Here is a 21,077-nt window from a genome sequence, read left to right as displayed (position 1 = left end):
TAAATTTTACATTTTCTTTTCTAAAAATTATTATCAAAATTTAATCTGTTGGAAAAAGAATCTTCGACGAATGTTTTTTTAGAAAAAACTTTATATTTAGTTTTTTATTTTGCATTAATAATAATATTGTTATTATTTTCTGCATTAATATCTGGATCAGAAACTGCTTTTTTTTGTATTGAAAAAAAAACTCTTGACAAAGAGAGAAAAAAAAACTCTTCTAAAGGGAATATTGTATTTAAAATTCTAAGAGAGAAAAAAAAACTTTTAGCAACAATATTAATATCCAATAATATTTCTAATATTGGAATTGTCATATTAAGTTCTTATTTTATAACAGAATTTTTACAAAAAAAAAATTTTATTATTTATAACCGACTTCGTGTACCCATAAATTTCCTTTTAGAGGTAGTCGTTCTTACTTTTATTTTACTTTTATTTGGAGAAATAATACCTAAAATATATGCTAGTAAAAATAATTTTCGTTTTGCTATTTTTATGGCAAAGCCTTTAATCATTCTTAGTAAAATATTAGATCCAATAAGTAAAATCATAATTTTCATTTCAAAGTCTATAGAAAAAAAAGTAATAAAAAAAAAGAATCTGATTTCTGTAGATCAGCTTTCAAAAGCTTTGAAAATTACGTCTAAAAATCAAAAAAATATTAAAGAACGTCAGTTTTTACAAAGAATTGTTGATTTTGGAAATACAGAAACACATCAAATTATGACTCCAAGAATAGATATGTTTGCTTTAAATAGCAATAAAAATTTTTCCGATGTTTTAGAATTAGTCCGTAATCAAGGATACTCTCGTATTCCTGTTTACAAAGACAGTATTGATGATATAGAAGGAGTTCTATTTGCTAAAGATCTTCTTCCATTTATTTATGACAAAAGTTTTAAATGGAATAAACTCATTCATATTCCTTTTTTTGTTCCAGAAAAAAAAAAGATAGATGATCTTTTAAGTGATTTTAAAAAAAGAAAAATACATTTAGCTATTGTGGTAGATGAATACGGAGGTACATCTGGATTAGTTACTCTTGAAGATGTAATTGAGGAAATAGTAGGAGATATTATTGATGAATTTGATGAAGAAGATATGTCCTATTCTAAATTAAACCAAGATAATTATTTATTTGATGGCAAAACATCTTTAATTAATTTTTATCGTATTATGAATATTAAAGAAGAAATTTTTTTTGAAAATCAAAAAGGAGAAGCAGATACTTTAGGGGGATTTATTATGGAAATAAATAAAGAATTTCCTAAAAAAAAACAAAAAATAAATTTTTTAAATTATTCTTTTATTATAAAAAGTATTGATCACAAAAGGATCAAAACTATAGAAGTTATAAGAAAAAAAATGAATTAGATAATATATAGCATTAAAATGAAAAAAATTAAATTTGATAGAATATTATAGTTACATTTTTGTAATAAATCAATGTCATGACATGAAAGTAAAGACAATTTTTTTTTCTATCATATTTATAATCATAATAACGGGGACATATTTTCTTTTAAATAAATTTTTATTATACCCCTCAGAAGAAAAAGCGATGAAAGAATTGAGTTATGCTCAACAATATCTTTCTCAAGGAGACATAGATAAGGCCTTAAATAAAAAAAATATTAAAATTAATTATTTAGGATTTTCAGGGATAGCTTCTAAATTTCCTTTCACTAAAGCAGGAAATATATCTAAATTTTATGCAGGAATTTGCTATTATAAGTTGGGGGACTACAAAGAGTCTATAAAAATGATGACAAGTTTTTCCGCAAAAGATGAAATTTTATCTTCTATGAAATACGGAATTATAGGTGATGCTTTCAGTCAAATAAAAAATAAAAAAGAAGCTTTAAAAAATTACATCATAGCAGCAAATATAAGAGAAAATGAAATCACGACTCCTCTTTATTATTACAAAATAGCGTTACTCAATTTTTATATGAAAAGATATAAAGATTCTAAATATTTTTTAAAAAAAATAGAAAAAAAATATCCTTTTTTTTTGTATAAAAAAAACATTGAAAAATATCTTATGTTTATTGAAAATAAGTTATAAATTATGTTTATGAAGACAAATCCTGCTTATTTATTAGATAAAGAAAAAATAAAAAATGCAAATTTGAAATTTGCTATTGTTGTTTCTCTATGGAATAGAGAAATTACGAGTAGATTATATAAAGGAGCTTATGAAACTTTAATTCAATCAGGAGTATTGAAAGAAAAAATTCAAACTTGGGAAGTTCCTGGAAGTTATGAACTAATTTATTCTTCTAAAAAAATAGCTCATTGTTACAATTTTGATTCAATCATTGCAATAGGATCCCTGATACAAGGAGATACTCCTCATTTTGAATATCTATGTCAAGCTATTTCGCATGGTATTAAAGATATTAACATACTATATGATGTTCCTGTTATATTTTGTGTCCTTTCTGATAGGAATCAACAACAATCTTTTGATAGATCAGGCGGAAAAAATGGAAATAAGGGAATAGAATGTGCTAAAACAGCTATATATATGTCTTTATTTAGAAAATCTATAAAATAAATGAAAAATATTATTCAATTTTTGCCTGAAAAAGTGATTCAACAAATAGCTGCAGGAGAGGTAATCCAACGTCCTTCTTCTGTTTTAAGAGAACTTTTAGAGAATGCAATAGATGCAAACGCTAAAACGATTAATATTTTTATCAAAGATTCAGGGAAAACATTGATTCAATTGATAGATGATGGAATAGGAATGAGTATTGATGATGCTAAAATGAGTATTCAAAGACATGCTACTTCAAAAATTAAAAAAACTGATGATATTTTAAAAATTAAAACAAAAGGTTTCAGGGGGGAAGCTTTAGCTTCTATAGCCTTTATTTCTCAATTAGAGATCCAAACTAAAAATCAAGAAAATCTACTAGGAATTCACCTTTTTGTGCAAGAAGGAAAAATAAAAAAACAAATTCCTATAAATATTCTTAAAGGAACAAGAGTTTCTGTAAGAAATATTTTTTATAAACTTCCCGCTAGGAGGCAATTCTTAAAATCTGATAGAATAGAATTTCAACATATTATTTATGAATTTTATAAAATTGTTCTAGCACACAGAAATATAACATATCGCTTTTATCATAACGATAAAATTATTTTTTATTTAAAAAAAACTTCTTTAATAGAAAGAATCAAAGAAATTATTAAAAATAAAAGAAAAAATTTAGTTTCTATATTTATAAAAAAAAATAGAATCCTTATAGAAGGATTTGTTAGTATTCCAGATAGTTCTATAAAAAAGGGAGATCAATTTTTATGGGTTAATCGACGTTGTGTTACACATCTATTTTTACATAAAAAAATTGTTCATGCTTATGATGGTTTTTTAAAAGATTTCAAAACAGCTTCTTATTTTATTTTTATTTTTTTAGATTCTAGTTTAATAAATTGGAATATCCACCCAACGAAAAAAGAAGTGAAATTAGAAGAAGAAGAGATGATTGGTGTAATGATTCAACAAGAAATTAAAAACATCCTATTTCATCAATATAAAATAAAAAATAAAGAATTAAAAAACTATGATATTTTTTTATCTTGTAAATCCATAAAAAAGGATTATTTATTAAATAATTTTTACGATAAACTTTCTGAGAAAGAAAAAGTCATACAACTAGAAAATTGGGTTAATAAAATCAATGAAAATGAATCTGATTCTAATATATTCAAAAATTTAACGAATGAATTATATGATTATGTTTCTCATAAAACAGAAATAAAGACTCTTCAGATTAACAGAAGGTATATAATTTTTGTATTGAATAATAAGTACATAATATTGGTAGATCAACATAGAGCACATCAAAACATATTATTTGAATTTTTTTTAAGAAAAAAAAACTTGGTAAGTCAACAATTCATTTTTCCTATAAAAGTAAATCTTTTAAAAAAAGAATCTATTTCTTTGAATAATATAAAAAATGACTTGATCAATCTTGGATTTCATTTATATATTTGTAACGAATCAGCTTATTTGTATTCTGTACCTGAAAAGATTCATCAAAATATCTTGGTTGAAGTTATTCAAAATATTATAACATCTAATTTTATTAAAGGAGAAAAAAATAATAAAAAAAAACTTCTTCAAATTATATCCAAATCCGCGTCTATAAAATACGGCACAAAATTATATCCTGAAAAAATGGAATGTATAATTAAAGATTTATTTTCTTGTCAAAACCCAAATTATACGTATTCAGGAGATCCTATATTTTTTGTATTAAGCAAAAACCTTTTTTAAAAAGTGAATTTTTATACAAATTTTCATTCAGATGCTGTCAAACATTTAATTAGTATAAATATACTTGTGTATACAGCTATTTTTGTTTTTTCACAATATAAAATAGAGTCCTTACTTTCATTATATCATCCTTTAGATGAACGATTTGAATTCTATCAAATTTTGACTCATATGTTTGTACACTCTAAACGACTTTTTTTGCATATAATTTTTAATATGTTGGCTTTATTCATGTTTGGAGGACAAATAGAAACTCTGTTAGGGGTTAAAAAATTTATAATTATATATTTTTTATCAGGTATTTTAGCCGCATTATTTCAAATTATTTTTAATACTAGTGTTTTATATTACTTTGTTCAAACTTTAGATTTTTCGCAAGCTAAAAAAACGTTAGATTATTTAAATGAAGAACAAAAAATTAATATTTATAGCTCTATGTATTCTCCTATGATGGGGGCTTCTGGAGCTGTTAGTGGAATAGTAGGAGCTTTTGCTAAATTTTTTCCGGAACATAAAATTTTTATTCTCCCTTTTCCCTTTCCAATAGCAGTTAGGAAAGCTCTGATCATTTTTATTTTTGGAAGTTTTATTTCGTCTGTTTTTAATTTAGCGCCTGGAGTTGCTCATTTTGCCCATATCGGTGGCATTTTATCTGGTTATTTTATAGGAAGTTTTTTTAAAAGAAACACTTTTTATTGAGTTGATGATTTTTCGTTTTTAAACAAAAAATAAATTAAATATACAAATGAAAACAAAAAAAATAAAGACAAATAAGAATGTTTTCCGTTTATTGTTTTCATGATGCGGTCCCAACGAAATTTCCAATGAAACATATTTAAAGGACTTTCTCTATTCCAATCGATACTCATCCATATGAATATAGGTTTTCCTACTATATGATCTTCTGGAACAAAACCCCAATAACGAGAATCGGATGAATTATGTCTATTATCCCCCATCATAAAATAATAATTATTTTTTACTTTATAATATTTTTTATAAAAAATATCGAATTTATTAACTTTTTCATAAGTAAAAATATCATTATAAACATGAATATTTTTTGAATTTAATTTAATGAATTCCCCTTTTTTAGGGGTATGTAATGGGCCAAAAAAATCTCTATTCCAATCAAAATAATTAGAAAATATAGAATGCTCTTTAAAATGAATAGGAAGAATATATTTTTTTATAAAAACTATGTTTTCGAATAAATTTTTTATCTGATCTGCTTTTTTTTCGTTCAACATAATTTGATAAAAAAATTCATCATTCTTTTCCCCAATATATTCAATATCTTCAATATCCATTTTATTTTTAAGATATTCTATATTTAAAGGAATATTTTCCGTTTTAATAAAATAAGCTTGTTGTTTTTCAGAAAAAAATTTTTCTTTTTTATGATTAACAAATAAAATTCCATTTTTAATGGAGATTAAATCTCCTGGTAACCCTACACAACGTTTAATATAATGATCTTTTCTATCTATTATTTTATGATGATAATCTTTAGGAAAATTAAAGACGATTATATCATTTCTTTGCACAGTCTGTATGGAAGGAAAACGAAAATAAGGCCATTGAAAAATAGAAATATAAGATTTTATATTTCCAATAATATTATTATGTGTAAAAGGAATAGAGATAGGAGACATAGGCATTCGTAATCCATAATGAATTTTACTGACTAGTATAAAATCTCCTACCAATAAAGTTTTTTCCATAGAAGAAGTAGGAATAACAAAAGGTTGAACTATATAAGTATGAGTGATAAAAGAAAAAATCACAGCTAATAAAATTCCTATATTATCTTCTTTTTTTTTTGCATTTACATTTATATTTTCAATTTTTAATAACTGAATTTTTTTAAAAAAATTTATGTAAAAAATATATAAACCTGCAGATAAGAAAAATAAAATAATATTTTTTTTCGTTTTTTCTAAAAACGAAAAAATTAAATCCATCCACAAAATAAAAATTAACATTATACTAGTTAATGGAACAAGTAATAGAAAAATCCACCATATAGATTTTTTATAAATTTTTAAAAGAATGAAAATATTATATATGGGAATAAAAATCTTCCAAGATTTTATCCCCAATTTTTTATAAAATTTCCATGTACCCAAAATATGAAAAACATGTTCAAAAAATAAAAAAACCCCACTAAAAATAAAATATTGAAGCATAAAAAGATATTTTATATTCCTTTATATTCCTAAAACCTCTTTCATAGAAAAAATTCCTTTTTTATTTTGGATCCATTCTGCAGAAATAACTGCTCCCAAAGCAAATCCTTCTCTACTATGAGCTTTATGTTGTATTTTTATATCCTCCATTTTAGATTCATATTTTACGATATGTATTCCGGGAACATTATTCAACCTTTTTGATAAAATTAAAATCTGATTTTTTGTTTTTTTATCATCCAAAATCCATGTATCTTTCATTTTATTGTTTACTATATCTCTTGCTAGAGAAAGTGCAGTTCCACTGGGTTTATCTATTTTTTCCTTATGATGAATTTCCTCTATTGTAACTTCATAATCTTTAGAATATGAATGTAATAATTTTGATAATTTTTGATTAATTTCAAAAAAAATATTCATTCCAATACTAAAATTTGAAGAATATAAAAAAGATCCATTTTTTTCTTTACATATTTTTCTAATAATTTTAAATTTTTCTAGCCATCCTGTAGTTCCACTCACTATAGGAATATCATTTTCTATACAAATTTTTACATTGTTGAATGCAGAATCAGGTTGACTAAATTCTATTGCTACATCTGAATTTGAATTATTCAATAAATGTAAAGAAGGAGTTCCATCATAACATAATGAAATTTTATGATTTCTAATTTTTGCTATTCTCTCTACAGCTTTTCCCATTTTTCCATATCCTATTATTGCTATATTCATATTATTTTGATTTGAATAGAATTCATAATTCATTCAAAGATAGCTTATATTTTTTTTTGATGAAATATCAAGAAATTATATATTTGAATAGATATGCAGATATGGATTTTATTATTCAATTATTCATATGATATAGTAAATGATAAATTGAAATTTTATTTTTTTGGGATGTAATACCCACGTGGTGAAAATGGTAGACACGCCACTTTGAGGGGGTGGTATCCGATAAGGATGTGCTGGTTCAAATCCAGTCGTGGGTACAAAATAATTATTTTATCATATTTATTCTTTCATATAAGAACACGAAATAAATCTGGATTTTTATTTAAATATTGAAAATGAACCTTATATTTTTTCATTCTTCCTAGTAATCCAGAAAATTCGTTTTTATCTGCCAATTCTATTCCTATTACTGCTGGTCCTTCTTCTTTAGAAGTTTTTTTAGAATATTCAAAATAGGTAATATCATCTTTTGTCCCCAAAATATTATTCACAAATTCTTTTAAAGCACCAGCTCTTTGTGGAAATTTTACAATAAAATAATGTTTTTTTTCTTCATACAAAAGAGATCTTTCTCTAATCTCTTCCGTTCTAGTAATATCATTATTTCCTCCACTTAAAATGCAAACAATGGTTTTTCCTTTTATTTTATCAGAATAAAAATCTAAAGCCGCTATTGAAAGAGCTCCAGCAGGTTCTGCAACAATAGCTTCTAAATTGTATAAATCCAAAATTGTTGTGCAAACTTTTCCCTCAGGAACAGTTATAATCTCAAATAATGTTTGATTACATATATTAAAATTTAATTCTCCTACTTTTTTAACTGAAGCTCCATCAATAAATCTATTTATTGTTTTTAATTCAACAATTTTTCCTTTTTTTAAAGAATAACTCATAGATGGAGCTCCTTGAGGTTCTACTCCTATGATTTTAGTCTTAGGACTAAATTCTTTAAAATGACTACTTACACCAGAAGCTAATCCCCCTCCTCCAACAGGAATAAAAACATAATCTATATCTGAAATAGATTGTTGTAATATTTCTAATCCAACAGTAGCTTGCCCTTCAATAATTTTAATATCATCAAAAGGATGAATAAAAATTTTTTCATTTTTTTTACAATCTTTCATTGCTTCATAACTGACTGCATCAAAAGTATCTCCTATAAGAATAATTTCAACATATTCTTTTCCAAACATTTTTACTCTTTCCACTTTTTGTTTAGGAGTAGTGCTAGGCATATAGATTTTTCCCTGTATTTTTAATATACTGCAAGAATAAGCTACCCCTTGTGCATGATTCCCTGCACTTGCACAAATAATCCCTTTTTTAAGTTGTTCTGGTTCTGTATGAGATAAACTTTTAATTTTATTATAAGCTCCTCTAATTTTGTATGAACGTATGATTTGTAAGTCTTCTCTTTTTAGAAAAATATTAGCTTTATATTTTTCTGATAAAATATAATTTTTCTGTAATGGAGTTTCATAAATGATATCTTTTAATATATTTTTAGCTTTAATTATTTCTTTGTAAGAAGGAAAATATCCTTTAAACTTATTTTTCAATCCTTTAAAAATAAAAATGAGTAAATCTTATTAATTTTGATCTTTTTTTTCCGGTCTAAGATTACGAATCATGGATCCTACTTTCCATAATTCACTTTTTCTTAGGTCTTTCAATTCTTTTTGTAATTCTTCTCTATAATTTATATGACTATTAGCTTTAATAATTCTTTTTGCTTCATTGCCAGAAGAAACTTCTTCATATAATTCTTGAAATATTGGAAGAGTAGCATCTCTAAATTTTTTCCACCAATCTAAAGCGCCTCTTTGTGCAGTGGTAGAGCAATTAGCATACATCCAATCCATTCCTTTTTCAGATACAAGTGGCATTAAACTTTGAGTTAATTCTTCTACTGTTTCGTTAAAAGATTCTGAAGGAGAATGCCCTTTATCTCGTAATATTTGGTATTGTGCAGAAAAAATGCCTTGTATAGCTCCCATCAAAGTCCCTCTTTCTCCTACTAAATCAGAATAGACTTCATTTTTAAAATTTGTTTCAAATAAGTATCCAGAACCTATTCCAATTCCAATTGACAAAGTTTTTTTTAAACTGTTTCCACTATAATCCTGATAAATAGCATAACTGGAATTAATTCCTTTTCCTTGTTTAAAAAGTCTTCTTAAACTAGTTCCGGATCCTTTGGGGGCTACTAAAAAAATATCTATATTTTTAGAAGGAGATATTTTTGTTTGATTACAAAAAGTTAATCCAAACCCATGTGAAAAATATAAAGATTTTCCTTCAGTTAAATATTTATTAAGAGTAGGCCAAAAAGCGATTTGTCCTGCATCTGATAACAAATACATGAGTATTGTTCCTTTTTCAGAAGCTTCTTCTAAAGAAAAAAGATTTTCACCTTCTATCCATCCATCTTTTAAGGCTTTTTTCCAAGATAAAGAATGTTTTCTTTGTCCTACTATCACTTGAAATCCATTATCTCTTAAGTTTAGAGATTGTCCAGGACCTTGAACTCCATAACCTAAAACAGAAATAGTTTCTTTTTTTAAAATTTCTCTAGCTTTAGATAATGGAAATTCATCTCTTGTAATGATAGTTTCTTCTATCGATCCAAATTTAAGTTTCATAACTTTTGTTTAAATTTAATTTAAGGAATTTAATATGTTGCTAGTGGTAAATCCATTTTTTTCCATGAATTTCTTCTGGAATTTTTTTCTTCTAATCTGTAATAGTAAACATGAATAATTCCAATTAACTTTTCAATTAATTTTTTGATTTTAAATAATTGTTCTTCCTTGCATTCTAAGTCAATAAGATATTGAACATTTCTGATTGTTTCATTTTTATTATTACTAGATACATTTACGTTAATATGATTAGTTTTTAGATTTCTTCGATTTAATAGAATAAGAATTCTACTTAATAATCTTGTTTCTTTTTCTCCTAAAATTATTATTCTAAATTGATACTTCATAGTGTTATATATTATTATATTTTTATAATTATGTTAAACGAATTTCATCTACAGCGGCTCCTGCAGGAATCATAGGAAAAACATTGTCTTCTTTTTCTATTACAACTTCTAATAAAAATGCTTTTTCATGATTTAATGCTTTTTTTACTGATTCTTTTAATTCTTCTCTTTTATTCACTTTTTTTGCTTTTATGTTATAAGCATTAGCTAATTTTATAAAATCTGGATTAACTAATTCTGTACAGGAATAACGTTTATCAAAAAAAAGCTGTTGCCACTGACGGACCATTCCCAAAAAATTATTATTTAATAGTATGATCTTAATGGGAATATTATTTTGTAAAATAGTTCCCATTTCTTGTATTGTCATTTGTATTCCTCCATCTCCTACAACGCAAATAACTTGTCTATTTTTCGATCCTAATCGAGCTCCTATAGAAGCAGGTAAAGCAAACCCCATAGTCCCCAATCCTCCAGAAGTTATTTGACTTTTTTTGTAAGTAAAATTGAAATATCTTGAAGCTATCATTTGATGTTGTCCTACGTCAGTTACAAGAATCGCATTGTTTTGCTTATATAGATTGATCCATTTGATCACTTCACCCATGGTAATCCCTTCTTTTTTTGGATTTAGATCACCTTGTATTACTATAGCTTTCTCTTTTTCTTTAAGATGAAAAAATTTATCTATCCATTCTTTATGAAAATATTTTTTAACATAGAAAATCAATTTTTTCAAAGATGTTTTGCAATCTCCCAAAATTGGGATATGACATAAAATATTTTTATCTATTTCAGAAGAATCTATCTCTAAATGAATGATTTTAGCTTGTTTCGCATATTTTTTAATATCTCCAGTTACACGATCGTCAAATCGCATACCAACCGCAATAAGAATATCACATTGATTAGTTAAAATATTAGGAGCATAATTACCATGCATCCCTAACATTCCTACATATAAATGATGATTACTATTTAACGCTCCTAATCCTAATAAAGTACTAGCTACTGGAATTCCAGTTTTTTCAACAAATTCTTTAAATTCTTCTTCTGCTTCAGCTAAAATTACTCCTTGACCTACAAGAATTAAAGGACTTTTAGCCGAATTAATTAAATTTGCCGCTTCTATTATTTTTTCGTTTTCTATACAAGGATATGGATGAAAATTTTTTATATATTCACAACGTGTGTAGTGAAACACAGTTTTTTGAAACTGAGCATCTTTAGTAATATCTATCAATACAGGGCCTGGTCTACCTTTTTTAGCGATAAAAAATCCTTTTTGAATTGATTCACAAATATCCTTCGCTTTTAAAACTTGAATATTCCATTTTGTTACAGGAATAGAAATATCTATAATGTTTGTTTCTTGAAAAGCATCAGTTCCTAATAAATGAGAAGAGACTTGTCCAGTAATGCAGACAATAGGGGTACTATCTATCAAAGCATCTGCTAATCCAGTAATTAAATTAGTAGCGCCTGGACCTGAAGTTGTAAAACATACACCAATTTTTCCAGTTGCTCTAGCGTATCCTTGTGCTGCATGAATAGATCCTTGTTCGTGACGCATAAGAATATGCGAAATGGAATCTAGATAATCGTGTAAAGAATCATATATTGGCATAATAGCACCACCTGGATATCCAAATATGTATTCTACCTCTTCATATAAGAGTGCTTTTATTACTATTTCTGAACCATAGAATAACTTTGTTCCCATACACAACTAAAATTGATCTGTAATGCATCCTTCAGAAGCTGGAGACACCATTTTTGTATATTTGTATAAATATCCTTTTTGAACTTTTAATAAAGGAGGAATCCATGATTTTCTCCTTTTTTCTATTTCTTCATCTTCTACTTCAAGAGTAATGATGTTGTTTTCCGTGTCTATTTTAATGAAATCTTTATTTTGGACTAAAGCTATTAATCCTCCAGATTGTGCTTCTGGAGTGATATGTCCTACAACAAAACCATGTGATCCTCCTGAAAATCTACCATCTGTAATAAGGGCTACTTTTTTTCCTAATCCGGATCCCATAATATAAGATGTTGGTTTTAACATTTCTGGCATTCCTGGACCACCTATTGGCCCTACATATCGAATAACAATGACTACTCCAGGTAAGATTTTATTGTTTAAAATAGCTTGATTTGCTTCTTCCTCAGAATCAAAAACATTAGCCATACCCCGAAAAATTGTTCCTTCTTTTCCAGTAATTTTGGCGATTGCCCCTTCGGGGGATAAATTTCCGTACAAAATTCTAATATGTGCGTTTTTTTTTATGGGTTTTTCTAAAGGATGAATAATTTTTTGATTAAAAGTTATATTTGGGATATTTTTCATATTTTTGGATAATGTTTCTCCAGTAACGGTTAAACAGTCTCCTGATAATATTCCTTCATTCAATAAATATTTTATAATAACCGGCATACCTCCTATGTACATATGAATATCTTCCATTAAAAAAATCCCACTAGGTTTTAGATTTCCGATGAGAGGAACTTGATTGCTAATTTTTTGAAAATCTTTTAAAGAAAAATCAATATTTGCCGATTTAGCAATAGCTAAAAAATGTAAAATCAAATTAGTAGATCCCCCCAAACACATCGCTAATTTTACCCCATTTTCTATAGAAGTTTTTGTTACTATATCTTTTGGTTTGATTTCTTTTTTTAATAAATTTTTAATATATATAGAAACTTTTTCACATTCTATTTTCTTATTTTCGCTTGTTGAAGGAGAAGAAGAAGAGTAAGGGAGCATCATTCCCATAACTTCTAAAGCAGAAGCCATAGTATTTGCTGTATACATCCCTCCACAAGATCCTGGTCCTGGGCAAGAATTCTTTACAATATTATTATACTCATTTTCAGTGATTTGAAAGGTGTTTTTTTTTCCTAAAGCTTCGAAAGATGAAACGACATCTAATTTTTTTCCATTATAATAACCAGAAGAAATACTTCCTCCATATACAATTATAGAAGGTCTATTCAATCGTAGTAAAGCGATCATTACTCCTGGTATATTTTTATCACATCCAGGTATAGCTATTACTCCATCATAATGATGAGAGGCGACTACAGTCTCTATACTGTCTGCTATTAATTCCCTAGAAGGAAGCGAATATCTCATTCCTGATGTCCCCATAGTAATTCCATCGCTTACTCCAATAGTAGTAAATTGAAATCCTACTAAATCTTTAGTTACAACCGATGATTTTATTATTTTAGACAATTTATTTAAATGCATATTACAAGGATTTCCTTCGTACCAGTTGCTAACTATTCCTATTTGAGCTTTATGAAAATCGGATTCTTTCATTCCTGTAGCATACAACATAGCATGTGCTGCTGGTAAATTAGGTTCTTTTGTAATTTTCTTGCTAAAATCGTTAATTCTTTTTTTCATGAAATATTTTAATAAATCAAAAAGCCCTACTGAGCTATCAAGTAGGGATAAAAAAATAACACCGAACTTGAATAGTTTTTATGAACTAAACTATACAAATTTTGAATTATATAATATGCAAAAATATGAAAAAATAGATTATATAAAAGCGGTTTTTAGGTATTTATTTTTATAATATTATTATTTTTTGATTTATTAATGAATATATTGTAAAGTTTTCAATTAAGAAATTGTTTAAACAATGTATTTTTTCTTTTTTTCAAAAAAAACTGTCTTTTTGAAAAAATTATAAAACAAAATTTTATATTTATAAAATATATTCAATTTTTGAAAAAAAATATAAAATAATATAAATAACTCCTGACCCTATTAATTCTTTTCCAAGATACCAAGCTGCAAATTGTCCTTCCGTTATAGCACATTGCATGTGCTCAAATTCGATGAACATTCCTTTTTTTATTTTATATAATTTTGATTTTTGTAATGGTTGTCTATAACGAATTCGACAAAATACATCCATTTGTTCCCCTTCAAAAATAGTAAGATCTTTTCGTATCCAATGGATGTTTTTTTCCTGAATAAACAAAGATTTATTGTACAATCCTGGATGTTGTTTCCCCATACCTGTATAAACAATATTGTTTTTAATATCAGTATCTATAACAAAAAGAGGTTCTTTATAACCTCCTAATGCTATCCCCTTTCGCTGTCCTTTAGTAAAATAAGGAGCACCTTGATGATACCCAATTATTTTTCCATCTGATTTTTTGTATTTTTTTTTTCTAGATAGAAAAAATAATTCTTTTTCTTTAGAAGAAAAAAATTTTTTTTCTTGATATACTGATGTATTAGAATTAATGTATACTATTTCTCCTTTTTTTGGAGGAATTCTTTTTTTGAGAAAATCTGGTAAATTGATTTTTCCTACAAAACATAAACCTTGAGATTCTTTTTTAGAAGCATTCCATAATTTATGCTTTTTTGCTATTTTTCTCACTTGATTTTTAGTCAATAAACCTAATGGAAATAAGGATTTTTTCAATTGATATTGCGTTAATTGACATAAAAAATATGATTGATCTTTATCAAGGTCTTTTCCAATCAAAAGACGATAAATCGTTTTTTGATTTTTTACAATTTTTTCTTTATTTACATAATGTCCTGTAGCAATAAAATCCGCTCCTAAATCAAGGGCTTTTTTCAAAAAAACATTAAATTTTATTTCTCTATTACACAAAACATCTGGATTAGGGGTTTTTCCTGATCTATAATCGTTAAACATATAATTGATAACATGTTTTTCGTATTCATTTTTCATTTCTACGACTTGAAAGGGAATATCTAATTGTTTAGCAACTAACATAGCATCAATGCTGTCTTCTTTCCAAGTACATTTATTATTAGAATCTTTATCTTCCCAATTATGCATAAACAAACCAATGACTTCATACCCCCTTTTTTTAAGAATTAATGCAGCTACACTTGAATCTACTCCTCCTGAAAGCCCAACTATTACTTTTTGCATTTCGATAAAAATTTATTTTCTTTTTTAAGAAAACATCTCCCTTACACGATCAAAAAACGATTTTTCTGAATTTCCAGGATGAGGAAGAAAATTTTCATTTTTTCTCATTCTTTCAAAAAATTTTCTTTGTTCTTCATTAATTTTTTTTGGAGTCCAAACATTCACATGAATTAAAAGGCTCCCATATCCATATCCTTCAAGATTAGGTAATCCTTTATTTTTTAGCCTCAGAGTCTTTCCTGATTGTGTTCCTGGATCTATTTTTATTCTTGCTTTTCCATTAATGGTAGGTACTTCTTTTAAAGAACCCAATATTGCATCTGGAAATGATATGTACAAATCATAATGAAGATTGCTCCCTTCTCTTTTTAATTTAGGATGAGGAATTTCCTCAATTAATACAATCAAATCACCAGAAATTCCACCAAATGGGGCTTCATTCCCTTTTTCAGAAACTTTTAATTGAATTCCTTCTGTAAGACCTGCGGGAATTTTAATATTTACTAATTCTTCTTCTTTAATTAATCCATGTTTATTAGCTCCATAAGGAATATTTTCAATGATTTTCCCCGTTCCAGAGCATGTCCCACATTGAGAAGTGGTTTGCATTCTTCCTAAAATAGTGTTGGTTATTCGTATTATTTGACCACTACCATTACAAGGAATACAATTTTTAAATTGTATTCCTTTAGCAACTTTGAGTCTCTTTACTTTAACTTTTTTTTCTACTCCATTAGCTATTTCTTCTAATGAAAGTTTTACTCTGATTCTTAAATCACTCCCTTTAATAGTTTTATGTATGTTGGATCTTCCAAATCCAAAACTGGAAAAACCTTCTCCAAACGCATCTGCAAAAATATCTCCAAAATTTGCAAAAATATCCTCCATGTTCATTCCTGAACCAGCCCGATTTCCTTTCACTCCAGAATGTCCAAATTTATCATAACGTTGTCTTTTTTCTGGATTGCTTAAAATTTCATAAGCTTCAGCTGCTTCTTTAAATTTTTCTTCCGCTTTTTTTTTATTATCTAAATTCTTATCTGGATGATATTTTATTGCTAGTTTTCGATAAGCTTTTTTTATTTCTTCTGGAGAAGCGTTTCTAGAAACTCCTAATACTTCGTAATAATCTTTTTTCATCATGAAGATAAAAATTATGAATTATTATTTTCCGGTAATAACTTTAGCATGACGTATCACTTTTTCTTTTAGAATATATCCAGCTTCTATGATTTCTATAATTTTTCCTTTCAAATTTTCTGTAACAGCTGGAATTTGTGTTATAGCCTCATGAAAATCTGTGTTAAAATCATCTCCTTTTTTTATTTTGATTTTATTCAATCCTTTTTCTTTTAAAATTTTAATAAGTTTCTCTTGTATCAAAAAAACTCCCTTTACAAGATGTTCATCTTTATATTTATATTTTTTTAATTCTTTAATTCCTCGTTCAAAATCATCTAAAATCGGAACTAAATCTATAAGAATTTGTTCATGAACATTTCTGAAAATATCAAATCTTTCTTTTTGAATACGTTTCTTATAATTCTCAAATTCTGCAAAAAGACGTAAAAATTTATCTTTTTCTTTTTTTAATTCTTCTTCTTTTTCTTTTTTTAATTCTTCTTTAAGAAACTCAATTTCTTTTTTTAATGGATCATGTATTTCTCTTTTACAAGAGGAGAATACTCCATCAGACATATCATTAGATGGATTTGACTGTTTTTCAGTATTTTTTTGTTTTTGGTTGATATTGATATCCATAATATAAAAAATATTTTTCAATATAATTCTACGGACTGTGGGCAAAAGATTTGCCAAAAATTATAATGATGTCATAATGACATTTGATAAATCAAATTATAGAATTGAATCTCAAATGTTTTCTAATGCAATTTAATCTTTTGTAGGCTATGTTTTTCGCTTTCTTAGCACCCAAAGATAAAATATGATCTAATAAAGATTTGTTTTTCAAAAAATAAAAAAATTTCTCTCTCTCCGAGGAAAATTTATGAATAATATGTTCGTATAATGCAATTTTTGCCTCAAAGTATCCATATCCTCCTCTGATATATCTTTTTTTCATAATCTCTATTTTGTCTAAAGGAGCGATCAAACTGTATAAAGACATGATATAATCCGTTTCAGGATTTTTTTTTTCTTTTACAGATTTACTATCTGTACGAATACTCATAATCTGTTTTTTCAAAACTTCATCTGAAGAAAAAATATTAATATAATTTTTTTTAGATTTACTCATTTTTTCTCCATCTGTTCCTATCACAAACATATTTTTTTTTTGTAAAAAAGCATTAGGTAATACAAATAATTTTTTCCCTATTTTTTTATTAAAAAAATTGGCTATACGACGAGTAATTTCTATATGTTGTAATTGATCTTTTCCTACTGGAATGAGTTTTGCATTATAAAGTAAAATATCAGCAGCCATTAAAATAGGATAAGTAAATAACCCCACACTTATTTTTCCTTTATCTGTTTCTTTCAATTCCTTTTTGAAAGCATGAGCTAATGAAAGTCTTTGGTATGGATAGAAACAATTAAAATACCAAGCTAATTCAGTAACTAATGAAACATCGGATTGTCTGTAAAATAAACAATTATCTATATCTAATCCAAAAGCTAACCATGCCGCTGCAATTTGATAAGTATTATTCTTTATTATTTTTACGTTATCTATTTGAACCATAGAATGAAAATCCGCTATAAATATAAATGAAGAATGTTTTTTGTTTTTGTTAGCTATGGATACAGACGGAATAATAACTCCTAAAATATTACCTAAGTGAGGGGTACCTGTGCTTCTGATTCCTGTTAACATTCTTTCCATAATTATGTGTTTTTTATTTATTTAAAGATTCTAATCCACTAATAATTTCAAGTATTTCTTTAGTAATCGTAGTTTGTCTTTCTTTATTATAATTTAAGATTAGATTATGTTTAATGTCAGATGCGTTTTCTGCAGCTTTATGCATAGATATCATACGAGCAGTATGTTCTGCTGTGGTCGATTCCAAGAAAATTTTTAGTAATTTTGCATTTAAAAATTTAGGAATTATAAAATTTAATATTTTTTTTTGAGAAGGTTCTAAAATGTAGGATATTTCTAACTTTTTTTTTTTAAAATTTTCATAAGTAATTGGAAGAAATCTCTCTATGTTTATTTCTTGAAATAAGGTTTTTTTTAAATTATTGTATATTAAATAAATAGAACAAAATTTTTTTTTTAAAAAATCAGAAATTAACTCTGACACTAAAAGTTGAATTTTTCGATTAGATAAATCATTTCCGATCCAATTTTTATTGTACATATTATATTTTTTACATAAAAAATCAAATCCTTTTTTACCGATAGAAAAAAACATGCATTCATTATGTAAATATCCTTTTTTTTTAAAAATATGATTAATTTTTTCAAAAATTAAAGAATTAAAAGAACCACATAAACCACGATCAGAAGTAAATACAATAAACAATTTCATGTTTCCTTTTCCAGTTTCAGAAAAATATTGATTGTTTTCAAAATTTTCTTTAAATTCTGATTCTGTAAACAAAAGATCTAAAAGAATTGTCTCGATATAATCTAAATAAATTTTCATTTTCATAAGTAAATCTTTTGTTTTTCGTAATTTTACTATAGAAATCATTTTCATTGCTTCTGTTGTTTTTATAACTGATTCTATAGATAATATTCTTCTCTTAATTTCTTTTGGATTAGACATAATAAAAATTTAAGAAACGTATTTATCAGTTAGTTCTAAGGCTACTGTTTCTAAAATATCAGATATTTTTTCGTCAAAAATTCCATTTCTTAAAAAATTTAAGATATTTTCATGTTTTTCTTTTAAATATAAAAGATATTCTTTTTCAAAATCTGAAATTTTATCAATAGGGATTTTTTTGAGTAAATTTTTAGTCCCAGCATAAATAATAGCTATTTGATCTGCTATATCATAAGGTGTATGAGGAGGTTGTTTTAATATTTCTATATTAATTCTTCCTTTTCTGAGAATATTCATAGTAGATGAATCTAGTTCAGAGCCAAATTTTGAAAAAGATTCTAATTCTCTAAATTGAGCTTGATCTAACTTTAGAGTTCCAGATATTTTTCTCATAGATTGAATTTGTGCAGATCCTCCTACACGAGAAACAGATATACTTTCATTAATTGCAGGACGAATTCCAGAATGAAATAAATCTTTTTCTAAAAAAATCTGTCCATCTGTAATAGAAATAACATTAGTAGGAATATAAGAAGAAATATCTCCAGATTGAGTTTCAATAATAGGCAATGCAGTTAAAGATCCTCCACCTTTAATTTGTTTTCTAATAGAAGATGGGATATCATTCATTTTTTCAACCATTTTTTGATCCTTTATAATTTTAGAAGCTCGTTCTAAAAGACGAGAATGTAAATAAAAAACATCTCCTGGATAGGCTTCTCTACCAGGTGGACGTCGTAGTAGGAGAGATATTTCCCGATAAGAAACCGCTTGTTTTGAAAGATCATCGTATACCACTAAAGAAGAACGACCAGTATCCCGAAAATATTCTCCTATAGCAGTTCCAGAAAAAGGAGCAAAAACCTGCATAGAAACTGGATCTGAAGAAGTTGCAGATACTATAATTGTATAAGACATCGCTCCTTTTTCTTGCAATATTCTTGAAATTCTAGCTATTGTAGAACCTTTTTGACTAATGGCGACATAAATACAATAAACAGGTTTCTTTTTTTCAAAAAATCTTTTTTGATTAATAATCGTATCAATAGCTATAGTTGTTTTTCCAGTTTGTCTATCTCCAATAATTAATTCTCTTTGTCCTTTTCCTATGGGAATCATAGAATCTATAAATTTTATACCAGTTTGAAGGGGTTCTTTCACAGGTTCTCTATAAATAACTCCTGGGGCCTTTCTTTCCAAAGGCATTTCAAATAACTTTCCTTTTATAGGTCCTTTACCATCTATAGGCCTTCCTAATACATCAACAACACGACCTAACATATTTTCTCCTACTTTTATCGACAAAATTTTTCCAGTTCTTTTTACTATATCTCCTTCTTTCAAATTTTTTGATGAACTAAGTAAAACGATACTAACGTGATCTTCTTCTAGATTTAAAACCATACCTTTTATTCCATCATGGAATTCTACTAATTCCCCATAAAAAGCAGAATTTAGTCCAAAAGATCTAACGACACCATCTCCTATTTGAACAATTATCCCAAACTCTGATAATTTTGATTCAAACTTAAAATTTGATAATTCTTCCTTAAGAATTGATGATATTTCAGAATATTTTATATCTGACATATGAAAATAAAAGCTTTTATTTTTTATTAATTATTTATGAAATATTTTTATAAGATGTAACAATTGTTTTTGAACGCTAAAATTCCATTCTTTATATCCTATACGAAATATAAACCCCCCAATAATAGATTTATCAATTTTATTAATGATATGAAATTTTTTTTTATTTTTATTTTCATATTTTTTATGACAATTAGTTGTTATTTTATGTGCAATTATTTCTTGCATCTCCTTATTCAAAGGATAAGCAGAGATAACAATAGATTTTATTAATCCTTTTTTCTCTTCTTCGTATATTTTCTGATATTCTATAAAAATTTTTTCTAAAAGAGATTCTCTTTTTCTTAGAATTAATAGTTTAACAAATTGAAAAAGAAAAACATCAAAATTATAAAGTATTTTTTTGAAAATTTCTATTTTTTTTTCTTTCTTTAATAAAGAAGTATGAATAATCTTATATAAATCTATATTTTCTTTTAATAAAGAAGATGTTTTCTTAATTTTAAGATAAAAGATTTCACTATTATGAATATGAGTAATAGAATACTCAAAAAAAACTCTAGCGTAATGTTGAATGATTTTTTTATTTGAAAACATTTT

Annotated in this window: 19 protein-coding genes and 1 tRNA gene; 6 read left to right on the top strand and 14 right to left on the bottom strand. The window is 26.2% G+C overall.

Translation table 11 applies throughout. The annotated features are described in order from the left end of the window. Positions 1–48 precede the first annotated feature (48 nt). The 5 genes from gldE (at position 49) to H0H64_RS00450 (ending at position 4,993) form a co-directional block, all read left to right on the top strand. Positions 49–1,377 carry a gliding motility-associated protein GldE gene (gene gldE, locus H0H64_RS00470; RefSeq protein WP_185857403.1) on the top strand — a complete coding sequence of 443 codons (1,329 nt, stop codon included), beginning with the start codon at positions 49–51 and terminating at the stop codon, positions 1,375–1,377. An 82-nt stretch (positions 1,378–1,459) separates the two neighbouring features. Beyond that, on the top strand, positions 1,460–2,071 hold the full coding sequence (locus H0H64_RS00465) for a tetratricopeptide repeat protein (protein ID WP_185857402.1): 612 nt from the start codon (positions 1,460–1,462) through the stop codon (positions 2,069–2,071). A gap of 9 nt (positions 2,072–2,080) precedes the next feature. Next, a complete protein-coding gene (gene ribH / locus H0H64_RS00460) occupies positions 2,081–2,563 on the top strand; it encodes a 6,7-dimethyl-8-ribityllumazine synthase (protein WP_185857592.1) in 483 nt (160 codons plus the stop codon). Continuing rightward, positions 2,564–4,294 (top strand): DNA mismatch repair endonuclease MutL, encoded by a 1,731-nt coding sequence (gene mutL, locus H0H64_RS00455; protein ID WP_185857401.1) that lies wholly within the window; start codon positions 2,564–2,566, stop codon positions 4,292–4,294. 3 nt (positions 4,295–4,297) lie between these two features. Next, positions 4,298–4,993 carry a rhomboid family intramembrane serine protease gene (locus H0H64_RS00450; RefSeq protein WP_185857400.1) on the top strand — a complete coding sequence of 232 codons (696 nt, stop codon included), beginning with the start codon at positions 4,298–4,300 and terminating at the stop codon, positions 4,991–4,993. On the opposite strand, the gene lepB is transcribed toward H0H64_RS00450, so the two are convergent. Both lepB and dapB read right to left on the bottom strand, forming a co-directional pair. Beyond that, entirely contained in the window at positions 4,987–6,483 is a 1,497-nt protein-coding gene (gene lepB / locus H0H64_RS00445; RefSeq protein ID WP_185857399.1) for a signal peptidase I, read from the bottom strand. The two genes, H0H64_RS00450 and lepB, sit on opposite strands and share 7 nt — an antisense overlap. A 21-nt stretch (positions 6,484–6,504) precedes the next feature. Next, positions 6,505–7,215 carry a 4-hydroxy-tetrahydrodipicolinate reductase gene (gene dapB / locus H0H64_RS00440; RefSeq protein WP_185857398.1) on the bottom strand — a complete coding sequence of 237 codons (711 nt, stop codon included), beginning with the start codon at positions 7,213–7,215 and terminating at the stop codon, positions 6,505–6,507. A gap of 175 nt (positions 7,216–7,390) precedes the next feature. On the opposite strand from dapB, the gene H0H64_RS00435 reads away from it, so the two are divergent. Then, positions 7,391–7,475 (top strand) — tRNA-Leu (locus H0H64_RS00435). A 30-nt stretch (positions 7,476–7,505) separates the two neighbouring features. On the opposite strand, the gene ilvA is transcribed toward H0H64_RS00435, so the two are convergent. From ilvA to atpH, 12 genes are all read right to left on the bottom strand, one after another. Next, on the bottom strand, positions 7,506–8,780 hold the full coding sequence (ilvA, locus tag H0H64_RS00430; RefSeq protein WP_185857397.1) for a threonine ammonia-lyase: 1,275 nt from the start codon (positions 8,778–8,780) through the stop codon (positions 7,506–7,508). Between the two features lie 30 nt (positions 8,781–8,810). Beyond that, positions 8,811–9,863: a ketol-acid reductoisomerase gene (gene ilvC / locus H0H64_RS00425; RefSeq protein ID WP_185857396.1), complete on the bottom strand. Its 1,053-nt coding sequence runs from the start codon at positions 9,861–9,863 to the stop codon at positions 8,811–8,813. A gap of 29 nt (positions 9,864–9,892) precedes the next feature. Then, positions 9,893–10,210 carry an acetolactate synthase gene (locus tag H0H64_RS00420; protein WP_185857395.1) on the bottom strand — a complete coding sequence of 106 codons (318 nt, stop codon included), beginning with the start codon at positions 10,208–10,210 and terminating at the stop codon, positions 9,893–9,895. Positions 10,211–10,238: 28 nt separating this feature from the next. Then, the gene (ilvB, locus tag H0H64_RS00415) at positions 10,239–11,933 is read right to left on the bottom strand and encodes a biosynthetic-type acetolactate synthase large subunit (RefSeq protein ID WP_185857394.1); all 1,695 of its coding nucleotides are present in this window, start codon (positions 11,931–11,933) and stop codon (positions 10,239–10,241) included. Positions 11,934–11,939: 6 nt separating this feature from the next. Next, positions 11,940–13,625, bottom strand: a complete 1,686-nt coding sequence (gene ilvD / locus H0H64_RS00410; RefSeq protein WP_185857393.1) for a dihydroxy-acid dehydratase — start codon at positions 13,623–13,625, stop codon at positions 11,940–11,942. Positions 13,626–13,932: 307 nt separating this feature from the next. Continuing rightward, positions 13,933–15,150, bottom strand: coding sequence for a tRNA 2-thiouridine(34) synthase MnmA (gene mnmA, locus H0H64_RS00405; protein WP_185857392.1), 1,218 nt, complete (start codon positions 15,148–15,150; stop codon positions 13,933–13,935). Between the two features lie 24 nt (positions 15,151–15,174). After that, complete coding sequence (gene dnaJ / locus H0H64_RS00400) at positions 15,175–16,293, bottom strand: molecular chaperone DnaJ (protein ID WP_185857391.1); 1,119 nt, start codon at positions 16,291–16,293, stop codon at positions 15,175–15,177. Positions 16,294–16,314: 21 nt separating this feature from the next. Beyond that, positions 16,315–16,911, bottom strand: coding sequence for a nucleotide exchange factor GrpE (locus H0H64_RS00395; RefSeq protein WP_185857390.1), 597 nt, complete (start codon positions 16,909–16,911; stop codon positions 16,315–16,317). A 91-nt stretch (positions 16,912–17,002) separates the two neighbouring features. Continuing rightward, on the bottom strand, positions 17,003–17,995 hold the full coding sequence (gene trpS, locus H0H64_RS00390) for a tryptophan--tRNA ligase (protein WP_185857389.1): 993 nt from the start codon (positions 17,993–17,995) through the stop codon (positions 17,003–17,005). A 13-nt stretch (positions 17,996–18,008) separates the two neighbouring features. Continuing rightward, entirely contained in the window at positions 18,009–18,887 is an 879-nt protein-coding gene (gene atpG / locus H0H64_RS00385) for an ATP synthase F1 subunit gamma (RefSeq protein ID WP_185857388.1), read from the bottom strand. A gap of 9 nt (positions 18,888–18,896) precedes the next feature. After that, complete coding sequence (atpA, locus tag H0H64_RS00380; protein ID WP_185857387.1) at positions 18,897–20,477, bottom strand: F0F1 ATP synthase subunit alpha; 1,581 nt, start codon at positions 20,475–20,477, stop codon at positions 18,897–18,899. A gap of 30 nt (positions 20,478–20,507) precedes the next feature. After that, positions 20,508–21,074 (bottom strand): ATP synthase F1 subunit delta, encoded by a 567-nt coding sequence (gene atpH, locus H0H64_RS00375; RefSeq protein WP_185857386.1) that lies wholly within the window; start codon positions 21,072–21,074, stop codon positions 20,508–20,510. Positions 21,075–21,077 lie beyond the last annotated feature (3 nt).

Origin of the sequence: Blattabacterium cuenoti, from assembly GCF_014251635.1 — a bacterium.
Classification (GTDB): Bacteria; Bacteroidota; Bacteroidia; order Flavobacteriales; family Blattabacteriaceae; genus Blattabacterium; species Blattabacterium cuenoti_S.
This window is presented reverse-complemented; position numbering and strand designations above follow the sequence as displayed.

Coding starts and splice junctions, on each gene's coding strand:
- H0H64_RS00465 (WP_185857402.1), top strand. CDS start 1,460: ATGAAAGTAAAGACAATTTTTTTTTCTATCATATTTATAATCATAATA.
- ribH (WP_185857592.1), top strand. CDS start 2,081: ATGAAGACAAATCCTGCTTATTTATTAGATAAAGAAAAAATAAAAAAT.
- mutL (WP_185857401.1), top strand. CDS start 2,564: ATGAAAAATATTATTCAATTTTTGCCTGAAAAAGTGATTCAACAAATA.
- lepB (WP_185857399.1), bottom strand. CDS start 6,483: ATGCTTCAATATTTTATTTTTAGTGGGGTTTTTTTATTTTTTGAACAT.
- dapB (WP_185857398.1), bottom strand. CDS start 7,215: ATGAATATAGCAATAATAGGATATGGAAAAATGGGAAAAGCTGTAGAG.
- ilvC (WP_185857396.1), bottom strand. CDS start 9,863: ATGAAACTTAAATTTGGATCGATAGAAGAAACTATCATTACAAGAGAT.
- H0H64_RS00420 (WP_185857395.1), bottom strand. CDS start 10,210: ATGAAGTATCAATTTAGAATAATAATTTTAGGAGAAAAAGAAACAAGA.
- ilvB (WP_185857394.1), bottom strand. CDS start 11,933: ATGGGAACAAAGTTATTCTATGGTTCAGAAATAGTAATAAAAGCACTC.
- ilvD (WP_185857393.1), bottom strand. CDS start 13,625: ATGAAAAAAAGAATTAACGATTTTAGCAAGAAAATTACAAAAGAACCT.
- mnmA (WP_185857392.1), bottom strand. CDS start 15,150: ATGCAAAAAGTAATAGTTGGGCTTTCAGGAGGAGTAGATTCAAGTGTA.
- dnaJ (WP_185857391.1), bottom strand. CDS start 16,293: ATGATGAAAAAAGATTATTACGAAGTATTAGGAGTTTCTAGAAACGCT.
- H0H64_RS00395 (WP_185857390.1), bottom strand. CDS start 16,911: ATGGATATCAATATCAACCAAAAACAAAAAAATACTGAAAAACAGTCA.
- trpS (WP_185857389.1), bottom strand. CDS start 17,995: ATGGAAAGAATGTTAACAGGAATCAGAAGCACAGGTACCCCTCACTTA.
- atpG (WP_185857388.1), bottom strand. CDS start 18,887: ATGTCTAATCCAAAAGAAATTAAGAGAAGAATATTATCTATAGAATCA.
- atpA (WP_185857387.1), bottom strand. CDS start 20,477: ATGTCAGATATAAAATATTCTGAAATATCATCAATTCTTAAGGAAGAA.
- atpH (WP_185857386.1), bottom strand. CDS start 21,074: ATGTTTTCAAATAAAAAAATCATTCAACATTACGCTAGAGTTTTTTTT.